We start from the raw sequence: 19015 nt of genomic DNA, 5'->3' as shown, positions 1-19015 counted from the left end.
GTAGAGCGGCTGTCCCCAGCCGCTCCGCACCCGCTAACCACGCATCTTCAAACCACAGGTCTGTCCCCGAAGCGAATACTCGTGCTAGCAATGCACTCCAGACTGGGGACAGACACAGGGCTGATTGGCCGTAGAGCGGCTGTCCCCAGCCGCTTACCCCGCATCTTCAAACCATAGATCTGATAGGGGACATACGCATTCCAACTAATGCTGGCTATCGAAAAAACGCTCGCAGGCGAAACCAGGAGCGGGCAGAAGAGGTCACATGCAATCAGCGAGATTCCATCCGCCATTAGCAGGGGTGAGCGGACACTTAACGCAAATAAGTTTTGTTTTCTCTTGAACCCGTGCACGCAACCCGCATAATAAACGCTGGGCCCCTCAGCCACACCAGCCAATCCGATATATCTATTGCTATCTTTTCTGACACCATCGGGGATCTGTGACATGTCGCGTAAGGACAAGCGTTCCGGTTTTACACTAGTGGAGTTGCTAGTGGTCATTGCCATCATTGGAATTTTGGTCGGCCTGTTGTTGCCTGCCGTACAAGCTGCGCGCGAAGCCGCTCGCCGTATGTCTTGCTCAAACAACCTCAAGCAAATGGGGTTAGCCATGCACAACTTTGAATCGGCCTACAAGTACTTCCCGGCTTGCGAGAAAGATATTCCTGCAGCCCAATATCCCACGAATCCTCCCAACCCATTTGGCCAGCGCGCCACCTTCGGCACGCTGTTCCAGATCCTGCCCTTTATGGAGCAGACGCAGATTTACAACCTGTTCGATCCCAAGCGATCCTATATCGACCCGATCAATATGCCTCCTGCTTACGGCACTGCTAGCCCAGCAGGTTTCACCACCATCACCACGTTTATCTGCCCATCTACTCCTGGCAATCCTCCCAGCGACTACGGTCCCTATTTCGCATCCGTTGGCATTCCTCTGGGACCATTCGTATTGCCGCGCACCGACTACATTCCTATCAAGGGCTTGCATCGCGGTTCGTTCGTGACTTGCGCCGGCTACGCCAATCCAAGTACTTATCCGAACCGCAACGGTTTGTTGGGCACCACCAATGCTGAAACCAAGTTTCAGATTAAATTGGGCGAAGTCACCGATGGTCTCTCGAACACGATTATGTTCGGAGAACTAGCTGGACGCCAAAAGCTTTACTTCCGTGGTAAGCCCACGCCAGGCGTGGGCTTCACCGATTTCGGCCTGACGCTCAACTCTTTCTACGGCGATCACAATACGGCTCGCGAACTGCGATCCTATAGCGGAGCCAGTATCTTAACACCCAACCAGACCGGTTGTTCGCCTGTCAACGTCTACAACGAAAATGGACTGTACTCCTTCCACGTTGGCGGCATTCAAAATGCCATGGGTGACGGTTCCGTGCAGTTCGTTTCCGAAAGCATTTCCGTCACGGTGCTGGCCGCTCTGATCACCCGCGATGGTGGTGAAGTGGCTCAGATCGAGTAGCAAAATTAGTTGATACATAAAGTATCATGAGAAAACGTTTTGAGCCGGGTACGTCTGTTGCGTATCTGGCTCGTCTCTTTTTAAGTCAACCGAATCAAGGATAGGTATGAGCACTATGCGTTCTGTAGGCTTGGCATTGGCACTTTGTGTATGCGTTGTCATGGGTTGTTCCAATGGGCCACGGTTGATGCCGGTGACCGGTAAAGTCACAGTCAAAGGCAAACCAGCCGAAGGTGCGGTCGTCATGTTCCACCCAGAGGACAAGAACTTACCCGTGGGCGCCGCGACGGCCACTGCCGATGGTACGCTGACTCCCTACACCAATTCCCAGCACGGCTTGATGGTCGGCAAGTACAAAGTCACCGTCGTCTATCCAGATCCCACTAAGAAGCCCACTGAAGCCCAAATCATGATGGGCACCGCCGACGTCGGCCCCGATTTGCTCAAAGGCAAATACGGTTCGAAAGACGGCACCACGCTCACAGCCGAAGTGACAGGCGAAACCAAAGCCCTCGCGCCGTTCGATCTGTAGCCCACGTAGCGGCGTCTCTCCGAGACGCCGATCCCCGTGGCAAAGTCACTGTTCGCCGCGTTGCTAATCCAGTGTGCTAGAGAATCGTCCGCTAATTCAAAATGAAGCTCTGTAGTTGCGAGTCTCTGAGAGACTCGCCTACGTGGGTTCACGTAGCGGCGCCTCTCCGAGACGCCGATCGCTGTGACAAAGTCGCTGTTCGCCGAGTTGCGTTAATCCAGTGCGCTCGATAATCGTCCGCTAATTTTCAAAATGAAACTCTGTAGTTGCGAGTCTCTGAGAGACTCGCCTACGTGGGTCAAACGTTATGGTGCAGTGATCCAAAGCTGTACGCCGTTGCCATCGTCGTTGGGCACCATCGGTCCGCCGCCGGGCGGATTCTTTTTGGTATACACGCGGCGGAACAAGGTCAAACTCGAATCAGCCGGATGGTCAACTTGCTGATCCACTATCGAACCACCCAGCGATCCCGACGATATGTTCCATTCTTTGGGACGCTTAACCAAGATAACTTGCTCCAAATCGACGTGAACCTCGATCCACCACTGGTCTCCTTGCTGATACGTCTCCAACTGAACCAAATGCTGGCCAGGACTCAGTTTCACAGAGTCTTCCGAAGCTGGCAAAGAAGTGACGACATTGGAACTCACTTGCCGCTCGATTCCGGTAGTGGCGATCTGCAGCTGATACCCGTCGCCTGGTACAAAAACTTGCCAGGCATATTCATCGTACATCAGCTGATCTTGGGCCACAGCCGACAGGTGATCGCGATCTTTCAAAACCAGCTCGCGCATCAACGGCCGGCTGACCAATAGCTGATCTTTGACCACCGCCACACCGTGCTGCGTAAGCCAGACGCTATACCACACGGCCGCGCAGGCTGTGGCCAGCAGCAATGTGCTGAGGCCAATCTGGCGATAGCGTTTTGGTCGAGCAGCCGAACCTGTAGGGCCTGATGCAACATTACCACCTGTCTGCCCAGCATCAGTTAAGGTCAAGTGTCACCTCCATCAGATCTGGGATCAACTGCCGAACATTGGGCTCGTCTTTAAATCGCTCTTCGGCTTCGCGTGCCAGGTCTGCGGGCATGCTGACCTTTAAGAACGTAACTGGTTGACTGCCGGGAGCCAACGACTCTGCTTGACTGCCTCCGTACTGTGTTATGTTCAGTCGTTCAAAGTTTTGCTGCAAGAACTGGAAGAACTCTTCAGTACCAAACGATGAAAAGCTAGAGCCGCCGGCAAAACGAAAGTAAACACCCACCGCACCGGATTTGGTCTGTCCGATATTGCAGCGCGCAATCAGCATTTGCTTGCCGTGGCTGAAACCGTGACTACCGGAACCACCGCCACTGACATGCTGAATAGTGCCCGAACTCTTGTCGGGCAAGTAGATGCGCCATGCCCATTGCCAAGGTTTCTCGTGCTTGAGCGCTTGCGCGTAGAGCTTGGTCTCGTCCTCGACAACCATATCGCCCACCGTCGCGTTGATCCTGGCCAACTCTTTTTTCAGCGAGCTTAACTCCGATCGCCCGCGCGCCAGGAATACCGCGCCGACGATGGTGGCCACTATCAGGACTACGTCAAGTATTTTCATAGTTATCTCATTTGCAATCCACCGCCTGGCGGCGGTGGCTACCCTAGTCGCCGCCAGACGGTGGTCAAACGCTACTTCACTGCCAACACGACATCCAAGGGCGACTGCGTACGACAGCCGCTGACTTGACTGAATCCATGCTCATACAACAATTCGGCGTACTCTGACAAACTGCGTTCTTTGCCTTCGGTGCAGGTCAACATATTGAGGCTCTGCATCAGCGCCCATCTAGGCGCAGTTTTTTCTTCAGTCAGCAATTTTTCAGCAATCAGCACACCGCCGCCAGTGGGCAGCGCTTCGAACATACGTTCAAGCAACTGATGCACTTTGTCTTCGCTCCAATCGTGCAGAATACGACCCACTGCGTATAAATCGCCTTGCGGTAGGGCGCCGGCAAAAAAGTCACCACCGCAAACATCTACGCGATCAGCCACTGGCGTTAGCGAAATGATTTCACGCGATAGCGGAATGGCATCAGGCAAATCGAAGACCGTAGCCCGCAGCTGCGGATAGCGCTGGCATGCGGCACAGGCCAAGTGCCCAGTCGCGCCACCCAGATCGACCAAGTGCTTGAACCTACTCAAGTCAAACGCCGCTACCACGTGGGGTGAACTGATCACGCCATAACCGTGCATGCCCATCAGAAACTCGCGTTTGGCTTCTTCGGTTTTAAAGAAGTGCGAAAAGATCGGCCCGTCCCAACCATAAGCTTGCGGCCAACGATGCGTGCCTTCGCGAACTGCATCCTCCAAATGTGCCCACAATTTCCACATGACTGTATTGGAATAGGCAATGTAGCCAGTCACTCGCCGCGGACTGGTTGAGACCAGGTAAGTGTCAGCCACTGGTTCGTTGGCGAATCGATCGTGCTGCTTGCTGAGTAACCCCAAAGCCACACACGCGCTGAGCAGCCGCTCCAGGCCGTCGCGACTGAGCTTTAATTCGTCGGCCAACTCTGCCAGCGTCTTGCTGCCGGACGCAAGCGCATCGAACACGCCCAGACTAACTGTGGCAAAGAGTGTTTTCGATCGACGAAACGCTTCAACCAGATCCAGCACGATAGCAGGATCGGGCACGGAGATGTCTTCAACAGGCGGATGATCCATAAAGCAAACCTCGTCAAGTCGGATGATGGTGGTGGGCAACCAATTGTAACGAAACCGTGCTTGGCTGCTGATGGCACAGAGCTTGCTTGCCAGGTTCGACCGTATTCAAAATCAAGGACCTTCATAACATGCCATCGAAATCCAATTCGACATCGTCATCAAAATCAAAAGCCACTTCCAAAACTGCGTCGAAACCGCCAAAGGATCCACGAGAGGAAGGGCATCAGCCGCCATACTCGCGTCAGCACCAGCAATCGCATCCTGGCTCTGAAGATCAAATGCATCCCGCAGCAGATCACGGCGAAGAGTCGTATCGGGGCAGTGGCAAGTTGCAGGACTATGGCGTGTTGATCACCGGTGCCGATAGTGGTATCGGCCGAGCAGTGGCGATCGCATGTGCCCGCGAAGGCGCGCACGTCGCCTTCGCTTACTTAGAAGAAGAACAAGATGCCGCTGAAACCGTGCGCTGGATCGAACAAGCTGATCGTCAGTCGCTCAGCGTGCGGGGCGATATTCAAGATCCGCAGTTCTGCAAGAGCCTGGTGGAAGATACCTTCGACAAATTTGGACGCATTGACGTACTTATCAACAACGCCGCTTACCAGATGGCTCAAACAGCATTAGCAGATTTTTCGCTCGAACAAATCGAGCGTACGTTTCGTACGAACATCATCGCCATGTATTTGTTATGTCAAGCAGCAGTCCCGCTAATGAAGCCTGGCTCGTCGATTATTAATACAGCGTCGATCCAAGCGTCAGATCCCTCGCCCGAGTTGCTCGACTATGCCCCCACCAAAGCCGCGATCGTAAATTTCACCAAAGCCCTTTCCAAATTGGTTATCCACCAAGGCATTCGTGTCAATGCGGTTGCCCCTGGTCCGGTCTGGACACCACTGATCCCTTCAACGATGAAGCCCGAAAAGGTCAAGCATTTTGGTGACAACACTTTATTCCAACGTCCTGCCCAGCCCGCCGAATTAGCGCCGCTGTATGTCTGGCTCGCGTCTCCCCAGGCCAGCTACATCACTGGCGAAGTCTACGGCGCCACCGGCGGCAGAACTCCGCAATAGTGTCTCCTTTCGCTCCGCGAAAGGCTCTACACTTCGAGCACTTCGAGCACTTCGAGCACTTCTAGCATGTCTGGCATGCGGCGTGTGTGTTCACTCGCATTGCATTGCCTTTCGCGGAGCGAAAGGAGACTATGTTGGAAATCTCCGAAGGTAATAGTCGGTCTCAGGCAGTCCTGCTTTGGGGCCGTTGTTGGCGATGTACTGCCTGAGATAATCGTATTGCTCGGAGCTGCGAACCAAGTGATCAAAGGGCTCTTGTTTCCAAAACTTACCCTTACGACCTAGCTGGCTATTGATCTTTCGGGCCGTGAAATGAAGCCACGAATCGCATTGCTCGACCAGCGTGTGCTCGCTTGTGAACGAGGCCAGCAGATGCACGTGGTTAGGCATTATCACGAAGTCGCCCATGTGGTATCTCTGACCGTCGAAGTGCAATAGCGACTCAGCTACGATTTGAGCTAATTGTGGATCTCTCAATTCACACTTGCCCAAACACTGATCCAAGCACAGATCTCTCTCGCGTTGGAAATACTTATTGAAGCGCTCGCGAACTTCGTCACTCAAGTATGGGAGAGTCAGCGACCAATGCTTACCCGTCGACACATTATGCTTGTCCAGCCATTCCTGTTTTTCTTTCTCCCAGCGAAGTACGACATCCTGCGGTATCGAATCGTATGTGCGAAAGGTGACAAATGCCGTAGCACCCCGCTGCCACCAATGGGGTCGATCGTGGTAGCTAATTCCCAATTCTCCATTCGGATCAAACGCATGTCCGAGCATCATTGTCTCCTTTCGCTCCGCGAAAGGCATCGCGGAGCACTTCTCAACTCAACTCAACTCACCGCCACTCATCCTGCACGTCCAGTATTCAGCGCGAGTGCTCACTCGCGCTGCATTGCCTTTCGCGGAGCGAAAGGAGACGGAGCACCCCTAGCCTACAGCGCGAGTGTTCACTCGCGCTGCGCTGCCTTTCGCGGAGCGAAAGGAGACTTAGGTCAACTGCCGTTGCCAGTCGTGCACCAGACTCTGAAGGTCAGCGCTTTGCGCAGTAAGCGCGGGATAGTCACTCGCTACGCTTTCAAGTTGACTGATCATCTGCTCGACTACGTCCTCAAGCGTGGCAGCGTTCGAATCTTCGGCTGACTGATCAACCAGCCATAAACGTACGGCGCGCCCCAGGTCGTCAAACGCCAGGTTCAGACTTTCAATGGTGGCTTGAGGCGCCGACATCTCTTGCAACTCGGTGATCACCTCCGATAAACGCGTGCCGATAGCCAACAACGACAACTGCGGCGAGCGCATGGCGGGATCGATGTAACTTGACTTCCAAATGTCGCTGGCTGCCGCGATCAGCTCGACGTTCGTGTCGCTGGCACTGAGCGAACCTCGGACGACAGCCATCGTCACCTGTTGTCGCCCAGGTGTTGGCATACTGGCTGGCCAATCTTCGTCGTCCCAGCCTTCTCGACATTCTTCCCATTCTTCGCGCGAAGCGTACAGTGAAAATGCAAACTCGTCTTCAATCTCCAAGTGATATCCGTCGCACATCGTGAATGCCGGTCCGAACAGTTCGGAATTCTGAGACTGCAAACGACAGAGCGGACAATTGCAATCAAAGGGCTCGCTACTGGCCAAGCGTGGCAACATCTGGCGATCAATGTCAATCAACTGCTGCGCGGTCTCTCCATCGCTATCGGCCAGTTCGCTGTGCAGCCAACCATCGATGAATCGCAAGATCTCTTGGATTAACTTCTCGCGCTCAATCATCGGTTCGTCGTCGATCCAGCGCAAGGCGGTCATGATCGTCTCGCGGCACAAATCGAAATAGATGACGACTTCTTCGGTGCCCATCGGGCCATAGCGAAACGCATGACTATTCAGTGGCAGAGCAGGGGGTGGCCGCTTGGTCATCGACCAATGATTGCGACGATAATCCAACTCGCGGTCTTTCCACGCGCGATGCTCGTGCAAGAACTCGCGCGGTATGCGTCCACCTAACGCCACATGCGGCGTCATCAGCCAATCGACATGGATGCATTTGATCGCGCGCAAAACTGACTGCTGGAGCGATCGCAATTCATCATCATCGTCATCATGATCGTGACCGACCACGTCTTCGACGGCGTGATCATCATCGCTCTGATCTATGACATGGCGATCGTGCTGTTCATCGCAATGAGTCGGCCCACTGCCATCCGTGGCAGCGTGGGTGCTGTGGGCCGACTTTTGACTGCTGAACACGCAAGTGGCTACAAATTCTGCGAAGGGTCGACCGTAGAGGACTTGGCGAAAGTCGAGCGGTTCGGTCGGAGGCAACAAGGCTGGATCGATGTCCAGATCGCCGTGCAAGCCCGGGAACTCTGGGCGGGTGGCGCGATGCCACCAAGCCGGAATATTCAGCCACACGCTGGGCTTTTCCAGCGGTGGAGCTTGGCGATTGATGCCGCGGCGTTTGTCGCGCTTCCGCTGGGCTTTTGAGATCTTCAATGTGGTAGTCGGCTTGCGCTCTGGAGCCCGGACCGCGTAACCGCCTGGCTCCAAGGACTGACCGCGACTGCCGCGCCACCCGAAGCAGCACTGAACCATATCGATCCACAGCCACACCTGGTCCCGCGCCGGCGCGGTGTCAAACTCGGCCAGCGGTATCCAACTGGCATCCATCAACGGTTGCTCTGGTCGGAATCGCGACCAGGCTACAGCGAACTCCTCAATACTCCGCGGGTCGCTAGACAAACACGCCAGGTAAACAAGCTCTTCCGACGGTTTAATTTCGGTGCAGCACAGCCGCTGAGAATTATCGCGCAGCACCACCCAACTGTTCAACTGTTCAGTCATCTCTTCGCTCCTTCACGGAAAGTTTTTTGTCAGCTCATTTGGTCTCACCTGAAACAACTTGTCGCACTCGCTGCCCCGGCCGGTGCCAGCGAATCATTCCGACACTACTACGATAGTGATGCGTCAAGAGCGCGCGGCGAAAACGGAGCTTTGGATGATGAGCGCGAACACGCTGTGTTGGAGTGGAGATGCGTCGCGTTAAGTCTTTAAATGACTTGCACTTCAGAAGTCTGCCTGGTTGTCAATCAGGACACGAGTGCGACGGTTGCGAGAGCTTCAAAAAAAGTTTTGAAGATTTTTAAACGACGAAATCTGAGACTCACATCGAAAGCGCGAATCTCAGATCGAGACGACGTAGTTTAACATTCGGTCATTGCTAGCTCAGCGCTCAGTTGCTGTAGCTGGCTCGTTTGGCATCGATCTTTTGTCGAGCTGGGTTGATGCGTTCGCTTGCGACGGAAGCTGGCACGCGTCGAGGAGCGGACATCTTGTACGAGCCGGGAACCATGCGTGGCTCGCCAGCGTGAGCCGTTTGCTGATGGTGCGCTGGGGCGTGATGTACGGTGCTAGGCATCATGGGTTCGGTAACTGTTGCGCCACCGCTGCAACTGCTGCAACCGCCGGAGGATCCACCGCCACCGCAACTGGTGCAGCCACTGCCGCCGGCCGATGCATAGCCGCAACTGCCGTCGCAACTATCGCAACCACCGCCACTGCACATATCGCAGCCTTGTACAAACCGGCTGCCCCACAGCGTTCGCAGCAGCGAACGAACTGGTCGGTTATCGCCTACGCAGCACTGGTCGACGCAAGGTGGTTCGCTGACCCATTCATCGACGTACGTCTCACCGCAACCACCTGCATAAGCTTGATAGCCGCCTAGTGGTCCCAGGCCACATGAACCACAACCACACTGGCCTGGCATGCCCTGCACGCAACAGCAACCAGCACTTGCCAAGAACAAGGCAATCAGAGCCAACCAACTATAGCGTGCTTGCGACCGCATGAGCCATCAATCCTTTGATCGAATGCAGAGGCAACCAAAGCTTGCTAGCGTTGATTGCCCATCACGACTTAGATAATCCATCGTGCAATATCTTCGACCCAGCAGAGTCTGCCGAATCAGCAAATCTTGCCAAACCGGCAAATTTTTACGCGCCTCGTAGATCGTCTGTCCCCAGCCGCTCGGAACCCGCCTCGTAGAGCGGCTGTCCCCAGCCGCTCCGAACCCGCTCAGCATGCGTCTTCAAACCAGTTGTCTGTCCCCGCGTTCGATCGAGCGCAGTTGATCGGGGACAGACGTCCGGCCGAATTGCTTGCATTGCAGTTGGGGCGTGCGCGTGCTCTGTCCCCGTGCGCGATTGGGGACAGACCTAGTGGTTGAAGTGGAGTCCAAAGTCTGGCGACTCCGGCTACTGCTTGTCGCCTGCCAGCATCAGCTATAGACTACCCAGCTTTCCAGCTTCTTCGTCGGGGTGGGACTTCGCATGAGCAAAATCTGGCCAGTACTGATCATTGTGGGCGACGCGACGGAAACGTTGGACACGATGTACCCTTACTACCGTTTGCAGGAAGCTGGATTTCAGCCGGTGGTTGCCGCTCCAGAGCAGCGGCGTTATCAAATGGTGCTGCACGAGGTCAAACCGGGCTGGACGATCACTAAGGAATGGGAAGGCTACACGATCCAAGCGGATGTGGCCTTCAGCCAGATCGTCGAACAGGACTATGTGGGCATCATGTTCTCCGGCGGCCGAGCCCCCGAGTACCTGCGATATGACGCTGACCTGATTCGCGTGACCAAGTATTTCTTTGCGGAAAACTTGCCGATAGCCAGCGTCTGCCACGGCGTTGAAATTCCAGCGGCCGCTGATTGCGTACGTGGCCGCCGCATGGCGACGGTGCCAAAATGCAAGTTTGATTTGGAAATCTGCGGCGGTACGTTTGTCAATGAAGCTTGCGTGATCGACGGCAACTTGATCAGCGGGCGCACGTTCCACGACAACGGCGCCTACATCGGCCCGTGGATAAAATTGCTCGATGCCGAACGCCAGCGCCGTGCTTGACACCCGCCAGCTTCCCGGTTAACTTTTTGCCTTCAGCCCAAAAACCGGGGGATTAGCTCAGTTGGGAGAGCGCTACAATGGCATTGTAGAGGTCATCGGTTCAAGTCCGTTATCCTCCATTCGCCTTCGGCGAATAGAGAGTAGACAGGAGAAAGTAGAAAGTAGAAAGTAGAAAGATTCGAGGCCTGGAGATTTTCTCGGGCAATCAGTCTTTCATCACCGTTCAACTTTCTCCTCGTCTACTCGGTCTACTCACTACTCTCTTTCTTGAGAGTCTCCATCGAGTTTCACTCTGGGGAAACCAAATGAGTTCGCCTTTGAAAAGCTGCTGGACTACCAGAAATCTGTCGACTTCGCCGATGCCATCTGTGACCTGACCGAAGAATTTCCCGCTCTTTACAACCATCTTGCTGACCAAGTGAATCGCGCATCACTTTCGATCGCATCCTCCCTTGCCGAGGGCAATGGTCGGTTTACCAAGCCTGACCGAAAACACTTTTTCGGAATTGCGCGAGGATCGGTCCAGGAATGCGTCCCGCAGCTTGAGCTCGCACGCCGGCGAAAGCTCGTTTCTGATGAACATCATACGAAACTGAAACAGCGACTCGAGGAAAGCTCACGGATGCTCAGTGGCTTGATGAATGGACTGGACACTTGATCCCACATTCGACACCTGCGTTTGAGCTCCGTCATGGCTGCGAATGACGTGTTGTGCTCAGACCCAGAGTGCCATTTCTTTGATGGACTCTAAGTTGAAGTCAGATTCAGGATCAGCGAACCGCCAAAACGGACCGAATTCGCTCAACCGCATCGGCAGTGGTCATTGACTCGCTGGCGATCATGCGGAAGTTCGTTTTCGCAGCCGCCATCCCGTCCCACTCGGGCAGTCTTGCGGCAGCCGTAGCGTCCCATGCGACACCGACCTCAAAGCCTTGTTCAATCAGCTCTCGCATGTGACTCTCAACGCACAGATTGGCCGACATGCCTGCCAGCAACACTTTGCTGATATTGCGTTTGCGAAGTTGCAACGCCAAGTCATTGGTTTCGGGCCCGAAGACCTTGTGAGGACTTACTACGACAGCTTTACCGTCGTCAATGTACGGCTTGAATTGCTCAAGCCAGTCAGCACCTGAATTAGCCAGTCCATCAAGATTTAGCGGGCCTTCGCGATCGAACATGTTGATGTCGTGCATCAGGGTTTCGAGTGCTCCTTCGAAACGCCATTGGTGATCGTGTGGGTAGTAATAGTGCGGTGAAACAAAGACCTGCATGTCAGCGTCCATAGCGGCTCTGAAAAGAGACTCCAGGTTTTCGACGGTTCGGTTCTCTGTGACGCTCTGGCCGACTACACCCCATGCGACTCCCTTGGGGCTTAGAAAATCGTTTTGCGGGTCAATTACCACTAGCGCAGTATTTTCGGGTGTGATCAAGAATCCCGGGTTGGGAAGGGACATTGTGTTTCCTCATTGGATGTCGAAACAGTTGAAAGTGAATCGCCCATGTCGGGCACCATGTATTTGCGTTAATTCCGGCTTTCAGAAATGGGCGATCCTGTGGTCGTAGCGCCCAACTTCATCCATGGAAGTAACGCTCGTGAACGATCTTGTCATTCTTCCACTCGGTACGAACCACTTGCTCAAGGTGAATGGTTTCGCCTGACTTGACATTAACGCTCAGCACGGCGTCATAGAAGCTAACGTTGTCTTCTACTGCCACGCTGCCGATCGAGTAGCTCACAAAGCCCGTGATTCCGAGGGCTTCCCGAAATTTGTTGAGCCGTTCAATGGCCGACTGTTTGCCAGTGACAGCTGCATCGTTGCCCTCCTGGGTAACAACGTCGTCCGCGAAATATTTCTCCTGAACCTCGGTCATTTGGCCTTTCTGGAGCATCCCAAGCATCTCGGTGAGTTTGGATTTGACCTCGGTATGGCCGCAAGAACTGGTTTCAGCGTTGTGTGTTTCGCAGCTCGTCATGTTTTTTCCTGAAAGTAAAAATGGGAATCGCTGATAGTCGCTATCGTTAGCAGGCTTGGAATCAGTCCGACCAATTGCCAAACCAACCAACGTCAATGGCTGCCATCTAATACACTTCCCATGCCGGGACCAGGAATTTCCCTAAGTGTCACGCTGCAGCCACTTTAGGAAGACGGGCGTAGATTCGCTACAGAACGAGATATCGCAACTCAATGAGATATCGTTGTGATTTAACGAGATCTCGTTACAATTTGCTTGTCACAAACGCACTTCATTAAGAGGCGATTGACCGAAGATGCCGCCTCGTAGCGATTCCCTGAACCTCATATCGCTGCAGGCGATCGCCACGATGGTGGCCCAGCACCGAACCGTCAATGAAGTGCTGAAACTGATCGTCGAATCTCTAGCTGACACATCTGACCTGGCGCTGGCGCGCATCTGGTTGACTAGGCCTGGGGACATTTGCCGCGAATGCCCGATGCTCAGAGAATGCCCCGGTCAAACGCGATGCCTGCACCATGTTGCCACGGCCGCACGTCCTCGCAACCCGGCCAGTGGCAGCGAGTGGTATCGGACGGATGGTTTTTACCGCCGATTTCCTCTTGGTATCCGCAGGATCGGGGTTATAGGAGCAACTGGTGGTTCGCAGAAACTTTCTCAGGCAGCGGATGATTCGGAGTGGATAGCGCGCGACGACTGGTTGTGTCGCGAGGGCGTAGTATCATTTTTGGGCCACCCTTTAATATTCAGAGATGAAATCCTCGGCGTGCTGGCAGTGTTCAGTCGGTCCGAGACCAGCGATCAGGAGTTTGCCTGGCTAAGAGTGTTTGCTGACAGCGCGGCAGTTGCCATTGCCAATGCGACTGCGTTTGAGGAAATCGAGTTCCTGAAGAAGCGGCTCCAACAGGAAAATGATTATCTCCGCGAAGAAGTACAGCATGCGGCTGGGTTTGGCGACTTGCTCGGCCAAGCTTCGGTGCTACAGGTTGTGACTCGACAGATCGAACTTGTTGCTCCCACCAACGCCGCTGTTTTGATTCTCGGCGAGAGTGGCACGGGAAAGGAAGTCGTCGCTCGAGAGATCCACCGTCACAGTCGCCGAGCCGGGCGACCTTTGATCCGAGTCAATTGCGCGGCGATCCCGCGGGAGCTCTTCGAAAGTGAGTTCTTTGGGCACGCCAAAGGTGCGTTTACCGGCGCGCTGCGTGATCGAGCCGGTCGGTTTGAACTGGCCGACGGCGGCACGTTATTCCTAGATGAGGTCGGCGAGATACCGCTGGACATGCAGGCCAAGTTGTTGCGAGTTCTTCAAGAGGGCGAGATTGAGCGAATTGGCGAGGACCGAACTCGAAAGATCGACGTGCGTATCATTGCGGCGACCAATCGAAACCTGCGACTTGAATCCGAGGCTGGCCGCTTTCGACAGGACCTGTTTTATCGACTAAGTGTGTTCCCAATGGAACTGCCGCCGCTGCGCCAGCGAGTGGAAGACATACCTTTACTGGCTGAACACTTTCTCAGCCTGATTGCTCGACAACTGGGCCGTCCGCGCCCGCGACTGACTCTGGCCAATGTTCAGCAGCTTCAGGGTTACGACTGGCCCGGAAATGTGCGCGAATTGCAGCATACGTTGGAACGTGCATGCATCATTGCCGCTGACGGACGCCTTCGATTTGAACTTCCAACGACTTCCCCGCGCCAGCTGCCTGAGCGTTCAGAATCTCCGACACCTCAGCGGATCTTGACCGATGAAGAGCTGCGAGCATTCGAAGCCGAAAACATCCGAGCCGCTCTGTTAAAATGCCACGGAAAGGTGCATGGCCCAAATGGAGCCGCGGCGCTGCTGGGACTGAAAGCTACTACGCTCAATTCACGAATCAAGGCCCTCGGCATCTAAGGATGCATCAACTTTGGCCAGCGCGTTTGCTCTCTTTCTTGACAGCGGGGATTAGCCTCCAAGCGTGAAAGTCTTCCTTCAGTCAACCATCGAACTTCTCTGCACGATCTCTACTCATTGGGGGAGCTTAAAAACTGGGGTCAGGTCTGGGTCAGGTTTGCTTTGGGAGGGGCGAATGTGCTAAACTTCCCACCTGCAATTTGCAGTTGCAATCAGGAACCGTCTGCTTTATTGCCACTGACTCTAGATCATCGGAGGATCCCATGGCCTCACCACTACAGGCTAACGCGCAGGCAAATACCCAGTCCATTGAACAAGGCTTGGCGATTCTGCGTGAGTCGCTTGAGCAAAAAGCCGAGCTGAGAGAGTTTGCCCAAAATCTGGATGACAGCGCCGTCACTGCGCTGCAAAGCCTGATCGAAGCGGTTATCCAGAACGAAGACTTCGAATGGTACTCATTCCCGGAATCGATGGAGGAGTTTTGCGGTTTCGAGTTGGCTTTAGACGCCGCTGAGCTGTTGGCGCATAAAATTTCTTCGGCCAGCATTCCGCTGATCATGCGTTTGTTCCGGGATATGGCCAATGAAGACGAAGAACTTCTGGCCGAATGCGGGCCTGACGTGGTCGGCGTTTTCCCGCCCGCTGCCGCCTCCGATTGGCTCGAGCTTGTTCAGCCTACCAAGAAAGACTGCATGGTCACATCGGTTATCGTGGATGGAATCGGCATAATGGCTGATAAGGATCCGGCCATCGCCCAGAATTTGGCACCGAGAGTTTTTCAGTTACTGAACCGTCCTGAAACGTCGTCACCGCAACTCAACGGCCAACTAGTCAGCCTGGCGTTTGATTGGCGATTGACTGAGGCAGCCGAAGTAATCGAACGTGCGTTCTCTAGAAACCTGGTGGATTGCAGCGTCACTGGGAATTGGGAAACGGTCCGTAAACGACTGGGAGTGACAGGACTGGGTTTACCCATGCCCGACCGGCCCATCAATATTTTTGACGAACTGCGGCGCAAGCTGGGCATCGGTCCGTTCTCAGATGTGGAATTGTTCGGAGACGACGAACTCGATGAAGCAGCCTGCCAAGATTACTTGACGAATGCCCGCGCCTCATTTCGACAATACCAGCAGCAAGCCGGTTCAATCGATCCAACGTGCGGAGATGTGGTCTATTCGTTCCTAGACATCGGCTTGAGCTACTTGAGTGTGCATGCCGGAATTTTGACAGAAAGCGACGCCAGAAAAATCCTGCTCGATTTGTTTCCGCGCAAAGTCAGTCAGGCGGCTGACCTGTCTGACAAAACCATCGATGAAATGATCGCTTTTTGGGAGTACTGCGGTAAAGTTCATCATTTTGAACACGCAGCCCGCTTGGCAACCAAGATCCGCTCATGGCGCGAAGTGTTTCGCAAGGCGATGAGCAATCCGGCCAACTATGACCCCGCCAAAAGCCTGGTCATGTCCGGTATCGCCGCCGGCTTTGATATGAGCAGCGAAGCCGGGTTGGCTGCCTTCATCGCGCAATTCAACGCTGCCCGCCAAGCTCCCGTCCAGCCGCGAAGCAACTCGGCCTCTCCATTTCAGTCGCAATTCGTTGACTCAGTCGCTCAATCCTTCACTTCAGCCGACTCGCCGCAAGTGACTCCGCCGCCCAAGAGCCTGAAGGAACGCAAGAAAATGCTCAACCAGAAGCTCAAACGAAAATGACACCTTCGGTCGACAGATCACCAGCGAGCCAAAGCGTTACTTTACACATAAAGTATTTTACTTAATGTGTAAAGTAATGCTCGCTTTCCGATGTGGACGTCGAGGCGTCATGATGGGCGTCATGATGGGTGTCATCAGCACGAAAAGTACGATCGACCACCGATTCCCAATCCGACTTTAGCGCCAGCATCTGATCGGCGCTCCACGCCTGGCCAACCTGGCTGAGCACGTACAAGCAGCCCATGCCAACCAGAGCCAGGACTCCTGCCCAACCACACCAGGTCGCCTGCCCCAGCATCCAAAACGCGCACTGAAAGGAAGCTGCAAAGAAAGCCGAAAAGGCCAAGACCAGGTAGACAATCCAGATCAATGTCCAGACTTCCATGCGTGGTGCAAAACGACCATGAACTCGCGTAGCCTGGCCATCCGCTTCGAAACTGAGCGAAAGATGTGGTGACCAGCAGCGAATCTGCGGCTTGGGGATATGCAGTTCGACGTATTGCTTGAACAGCAAACTCCGAATGTCGCGCTCGGGCTTCTGAAACTCTACAACCAGCCTGCTCATCACCTCATCAACGGTGAAGGGCAACTTCATCTGAAACGTCGGCCGCATGGCAGTGAAGTACATGATTCTATCCGCCTAGAAAGACCATGATTCAAGCGCACGATGCACGGAGTGGCACCCTCTATGCCTTGTCAAGACTGATTGTACTTCGCCAGACAAGGTGCTGGCAAGAACGCGGCTGGTTTTAGCTGCCCACAAACTACCAAAGCATGCGTCACAACTGGCCTCGCAGCACTCGCTCTAAGCACGCGGATACGTCCAATTCAGATCGATCAACAAATTCATTTGCTGATCGTGGATCTGCATCTGCCGGGTAAACATGACCCGCATGGTATTCACGGCGAGATCTGGGAAGAGATTGCGGAAGCTTGGGTGGCCCCCACCGATCGCCCTTTGACGTTGGTCGCCTATGAGTCAGCTCTCGCCGTGCGGGCCTTCGTTCAACCGCTGGCAATCGGCGAAGTGCTGATCGATATGCCGCTGTACTTGGAACCAGACGGATACGTGCTGGTGCCGCTGGAAAGCACCTACGCTCGAGCCTTTGATGCCTTGCCCAAACGCTGGCAAAGTGTCGTCAGCGCGTGAGCCAGCCGCCTCACAGCCAGCCAGATTTGCGAAACCAACGATAGAGGTACGAGCACGCGCCCAGCAACATCAGCAGTACCAGCGGATATCCGTATTGCCACTCGGTTTCAGGCATATGCTTGAAGTTCATGCCGTAGAGCCCCGCGATCATGGTCGGTACCGCCAAGATGGCGGCCCAAGCTGCCAGGCGTTTGGTATCGTCGTTTTGAGTTACCGTGATCAATGCCAAATTGCTTTCCAGCGCCGTGTGCGATAGCTGTTGCAAGTTGTCAATCAGATCGGCAATGCGTTTGACATGATCATGGACATCTTGAAAGTAGGGACGGGTGTCCAGCGGTATCAACTCTGAGTTCATGCGGCTGAGCTGGGCTGAGACATCCAGCAACGGCATGACGGCTTGTTTCAAGGCGAGCAAATCGCGACGCAGATGATAAATGCGGGCGGTAACACTGCGCACAAATTTCCCGCTGAATATTTGCTCTTCCAGTTCATCCAGCTCCGCCTCCAAGGCGTCAATGACTGGAAAATACTGATCGACAATAAAGTCGATCAACGAATGCAGCACAAAGCCTTCGCCTTTGGCCAGGAGTTTGGGCATCGATTCGCAGCGGGCGCGTAGCCCCAAGTGCGATTTGAGTGACCCATGCCGAATAGTGATGATATACCGCGGGCCATAAAAGACATGCGTCTCACCAAACTCGATGCGTTGTTCACCACCATCGGTCAGTTTGGCCGTGCGGATGACGATGAACATCGAGTCGTCATAGACTTCCAGCTTCGGACGTTGATGAGCTCGATGGGCATCTTCGATCGCCAAGTCATGGAGTCCAAAGGCTTCTTGAATGTGCGCCAGCACCTGTTCGCTGGGCTCGTACAGCCCAACCCACAGAAAGCGATCCGAATGGCTCCACGCATCACCCAGGTCCGCAATCGGCACATCCGCCACGCGCACACCATTGTGGTACGCTGCCGAGTTGATGACGCTGCGAACAGGCTGTGTCGACGTTTTGTCTGCGTTCTCTAGTGTCAAAAGTTCCCTCGTTTAACCCGTAGCCGCCAGGCGCGGAGCACCCTCTAACCAATCGCTGCTATCACTTAACGTCTGCATGCTCAACATCATAACTTAGCCGCGCGAGGACAACTGCTTCGATTCCCTAGCCTTCGGCCACGGGTTAAACGATTGTAGCCGCGCCAGTCGCGGTGCCCTCGTTTAACCCGTAGCCGTTAGGCGAGGAGCACCTGCTAACCAATCGCTGCTATCACTTAACGTCTGCATGCTCAACATCATAACTTAGCCGCGCGAGGACAACTGCTTCGATTCCCTAGCCTTCGGCCACGGGTTAAACGATTGTAGCCGCGTCAGGCGAGGTGTCCTCGTTTAACCCGTAGCCGCCAGGCGAGGAGCACCTGCTAACCAATCGCTGCTATCACTTAACGTCTGCATGCTCAACATCATAACTTAGCCGCGCGAGGACAACTGCTTCGATTCCCTAGCCTTCGGCCACGGGTTAAACGATTGTAGCCGCGTCAGGCGCGGTGTCCTCGTTTAACCCGTAGCCGCCAGGCGCGGAGCACCCTCTAACCAATCGCTGCTATCACTTAAC

General features: G+C 54.5%; 18 protein-coding genes and 1 tRNA gene. 9 read left to right on the top strand and 10 right to left on the bottom strand.

Annotated features, from left to right (window positions below):
• The first annotated feature begins 447 nt into the window (after positions 1-447).
• Both SH573x_RS10795 and SH573x_RS10790 read left to right on the top strand, forming a co-directional pair.
• A complete protein-coding gene (locus SH573x_RS10795) occupies positions 448-1479 on the top strand; it encodes a DUF1559 family PulG-like putative transporter (protein WP_479354911.1) in 1032 nt (343 codons plus the stop codon).
• Positions 1480-1594: 115 nt separating this feature from the next.
• Positions 1595-2011 carry a hypothetical protein gene (locus SH573x_RS10790; RefSeq protein WP_479354909.1) on the top strand — a complete coding sequence of 139 codons (417 nt, stop codon included), beginning with the start codon at positions 1595-1597 and terminating at the stop codon, positions 2009-2011.
• A gap of 305 nt (positions 2012-2316) precedes the next feature.
• On the opposite strand, the gene SH573x_RS10785 is transcribed toward SH573x_RS10790, so the two are convergent.
• From SH573x_RS10785 to SH573x_RS10775, 3 genes are all read right to left on the bottom strand, one after another.
• The gene (locus SH573x_RS10785; RefSeq protein ID WP_479354907.1) at positions 2317-3009 is read right to left on the bottom strand and encodes a hypothetical protein; all 693 of its coding nucleotides are present in this window, start codon (positions 3007-3009) and stop codon (positions 2317-2319) included.
• Positions 2996-3607 carry a hypothetical protein gene (locus tag SH573x_RS10780; RefSeq protein WP_479354905.1) on the bottom strand — a complete coding sequence of 204 codons (612 nt, stop codon included), beginning with the start codon at positions 3605-3607 and terminating at the stop codon, positions 2996-2998. Before SH573x_RS10780 ends, SH573x_RS10785 begins: the two co-directional genes overlap by 14 nt.
• Before the next feature lie 71 nt (positions 3608-3678).
• A complete protein-coding gene (locus tag SH573x_RS10775; protein ID WP_479354904.1) occupies positions 3679-4713 on the bottom strand; it encodes a class I SAM-dependent methyltransferase in 1035 nt (344 codons plus the stop codon).
• 278 nt (positions 4714-4991) lie between these two features.
• On the opposite strand from SH573x_RS10775, the gene SH573x_RS10770 reads away from it, so the two are divergent.
• Positions 4992-5783 (top strand): SDR family oxidoreductase, encoded by a 792-nt coding sequence (locus SH573x_RS10770; RefSeq protein ID WP_479354902.1) that lies wholly within the window; start codon positions 4992-4994, stop codon positions 5781-5783.
• A gap of 129 nt (positions 5784-5912) precedes the next feature.
• Here the strand turns inward: SH573x_RS10770 and SH573x_RS10765 are convergent, their stop codons facing one another.
• The 3 genes from SH573x_RS10765 to SH573x_RS10755 all read right to left on the bottom strand — a co-directional run bounded on the left by SH573x_RS10765 (position 5913) and on the right by SH573x_RS10755 (position 9624).
• Positions 5913-6566: a transposase gene (locus SH573x_RS10765; protein ID WP_479354900.1), complete on the bottom strand. Its 654-nt coding sequence runs from the start codon at positions 6564-6566 to the stop codon at positions 5913-5915.
• A gap of 207 nt (positions 6567-6773) precedes the next feature.
• The gene (locus SH573x_RS10760; RefSeq protein WP_479354898.1) at positions 6774-8618 is read right to left on the bottom strand and encodes a hypothetical protein; all 1845 of its coding nucleotides are present in this window, start codon (positions 8616-8618) and stop codon (positions 6774-6776) included.
• Positions 8619-9006: 388 nt separating this feature from the next.
• Positions 9007-9624 (bottom strand): hypothetical protein, encoded by a 618-nt coding sequence (locus tag SH573x_RS10755; protein ID WP_479354897.1) that lies wholly within the window; start codon positions 9622-9624, stop codon positions 9007-9009.
• A gap of 481 nt (positions 9625-10105) precedes the next feature.
• Here SH573x_RS10755 and SH573x_RS10750 point away from each other — a divergent pair, with 481 nt between their 5' ends.
• From SH573x_RS10750 to SH573x_RS10740, 3 genes are all read left to right on the top strand, one after another.
• Entirely contained in the window at positions 10106-10681 is a 576-nt protein-coding gene (locus SH573x_RS10750) for a DJ-1/PfpI family protein (RefSeq protein WP_479354895.1), read from the top strand.
• Positions 10682-10727: 46 nt separating this feature from the next.
• Positions 10728-10800, top strand: a tRNA-Ala gene (locus tag SH573x_RS10745).
• A 173-nt stretch (positions 10801-10973) separates the two neighbouring features.
• A complete protein-coding gene (locus SH573x_RS10740; RefSeq protein WP_479356702.1) occupies positions 10974-11339 on the top strand; it encodes a four helix bundle protein in 366 nt (121 codons plus the stop codon).
• A 112-nt stretch (positions 11340-11451) separates the two neighbouring features.
• On the opposite strand, the gene SH573x_RS10735 is transcribed toward SH573x_RS10740, so the two are convergent.
• Positions 11452-12135 carry a cysteine hydrolase family protein gene (locus tag SH573x_RS10735; RefSeq protein ID WP_479354893.1) on the bottom strand — a complete coding sequence of 228 codons (684 nt, stop codon included), beginning with the start codon at positions 12133-12135 and terminating at the stop codon, positions 11452-11454.
• A 118-nt stretch (positions 12136-12253) separates the two neighbouring features.
• Positions 12254-12553, bottom strand: a complete 300-nt coding sequence (locus tag SH573x_RS10730; RefSeq protein WP_479354891.1) for a hypothetical protein — start codon at positions 12551-12553, stop codon at positions 12254-12256.
• Between the two features lie 451 nt (positions 12554-13004).
• On the opposite strand from SH573x_RS10730, the gene SH573x_RS10725 reads away from it, so the two are divergent.
• Positions 13005-14552 (top strand): sigma-54-dependent Fis family transcriptional regulator, encoded by a 1548-nt coding sequence (locus tag SH573x_RS10725; protein ID WP_479356700.1) that lies wholly within the window; start codon positions 13005-13007, stop codon positions 14550-14552.
• A gap of 263 nt (positions 14553-14815) precedes the next feature.
• Positions 14816-16261 (top strand): penta-EF hand family protein, encoded by a 1446-nt coding sequence (locus SH573x_RS10720; protein WP_479354889.1) that lies wholly within the window; start codon positions 14816-14818, stop codon positions 16259-16261.
• Positions 16262-16322: 61 nt separating this feature from the next.
• Here SH573x_RS10720 and SH573x_RS10715 read toward each other — a convergent pair whose 3' ends face one another.
• Entirely contained in the window at positions 16323-16889 is a 567-nt protein-coding gene (locus SH573x_RS10715; protein ID WP_479354887.1) for a hypothetical protein, read from the bottom strand.
• 78 nt (positions 16890-16967) lie between these two features.
• Here SH573x_RS10715 and SH573x_RS10710 point away from each other — a divergent pair, with 78 nt between their 5' ends.
• Positions 16968-17411 carry a hypothetical protein gene (locus SH573x_RS10710; RefSeq protein WP_479354886.1) on the top strand — a complete coding sequence of 148 codons (444 nt, stop codon included), beginning with the start codon at positions 16968-16970 and terminating at the stop codon, positions 17409-17411.
• 10 nt (positions 17412-17421) lie between these two features.
• On the opposite strand, the gene corA is transcribed toward SH573x_RS10710, so the two are convergent.
• Positions 17422-18441 (bottom strand): magnesium/cobalt transporter CorA, encoded by a 1020-nt coding sequence (gene corA, locus SH573x_RS10705; RefSeq protein WP_479354884.1) that lies wholly within the window; start codon positions 18439-18441, stop codon positions 17422-17424.
• Between the last annotated feature and the right edge of the window lie 574 nt (positions 18442-19015).

It is taken from the genome of Rania fehmarnensis (genome assembly GCF_056494185.1).
This window is presented reverse-complemented; position numbering and strand designations above follow the sequence as displayed.

Bases quoted from the DNA above. Each gene is read 5' to 3' on its own strand.
- SH573x_RS10790 (WP_479354909.1), top strand. From the start codon at position 1,595: ATGCGTTCTGTAGGCTTGGCATTGGCACTTTGTGTATGCGTTGTCATG.
- SH573x_RS10795 (WP_479354911.1), top strand. From the start codon at position 448: ATGTCGCGTAAGGACAAGCGTTCCGGTTTTACACTAGTGGAGTTGCTA.
- SH573x_RS10755 (WP_479354897.1), bottom strand. From the start codon at position 9,624: ATGCGGTCGCAAGCACGCTATAGTTGGTTGGCTCTGATTGCCTTGTTC.
- SH573x_RS10760 (WP_479354898.1), bottom strand. From the start codon at position 8,618: ATGACTGAACAGTTGAACAGTTGGGTGGTGCTGCGCGATAATTCTCAG.
- SH573x_RS10750 (WP_479354895.1), top strand. From the start codon at position 10,106: ATGAGCAAAATCTGGCCAGTACTGATCATTGTGGGCGACGCGACGGAA.
- SH573x_RS10725 (WP_479356700.1), top strand. From the start codon at position 13,005: ATGGTGGCCCAGCACCGAACCGTCAATGAAGTGCTGAAACTGATCGTC.
- SH573x_RS10780 (WP_479354905.1), bottom strand. From the start codon at position 3,607: ATGAAAATACTTGACGTAGTCCTGATAGTGGCCACCATCGTCGGCGCG.
- SH573x_RS10720 (WP_479354889.1), top strand. From the start codon at position 14,816: ATGGCCTCACCACTACAGGCTAACGCGCAGGCAAATACCCAGTCCATT.
- SH573x_RS10765 (WP_479354900.1), bottom strand. From the start codon at position 6,566: ATGATGCTCGGACATGCGTTTGATCCGAATGGAGAATTGGGAATTAGC.
- SH573x_RS10735 (WP_479354893.1), bottom strand. From the start codon at position 12,135: ATGTCCCTTCCCAACCCGGGATTCTTGATCACACCCGAAAATACTGCG.
- SH573x_RS10730 (WP_479354891.1), bottom strand. From the start codon at position 12,553: ATGACCGAGGTTCAGGAGAAATATTTCGCGGACGACGTTGTTACCCAG.
- SH573x_RS10775 (WP_479354904.1), bottom strand. From the start codon at position 4,713: ATGGATCATCCGCCTGTTGAAGACATCTCCGTGCCCGATCCTGCTATC.
- SH573x_RS10715 (WP_479354887.1), bottom strand. From the start codon at position 16,889: ATGTACTTCACTGCCATGCGGCCGACGTTTCAGATGAAGTTGCCCTTC.
- SH573x_RS10770 (WP_479354902.1), top strand. From the start codon at position 4,992: ATGCATCCCGCAGCAGATCACGGCGAAGAGTCGTATCGGGGCAGTGGC.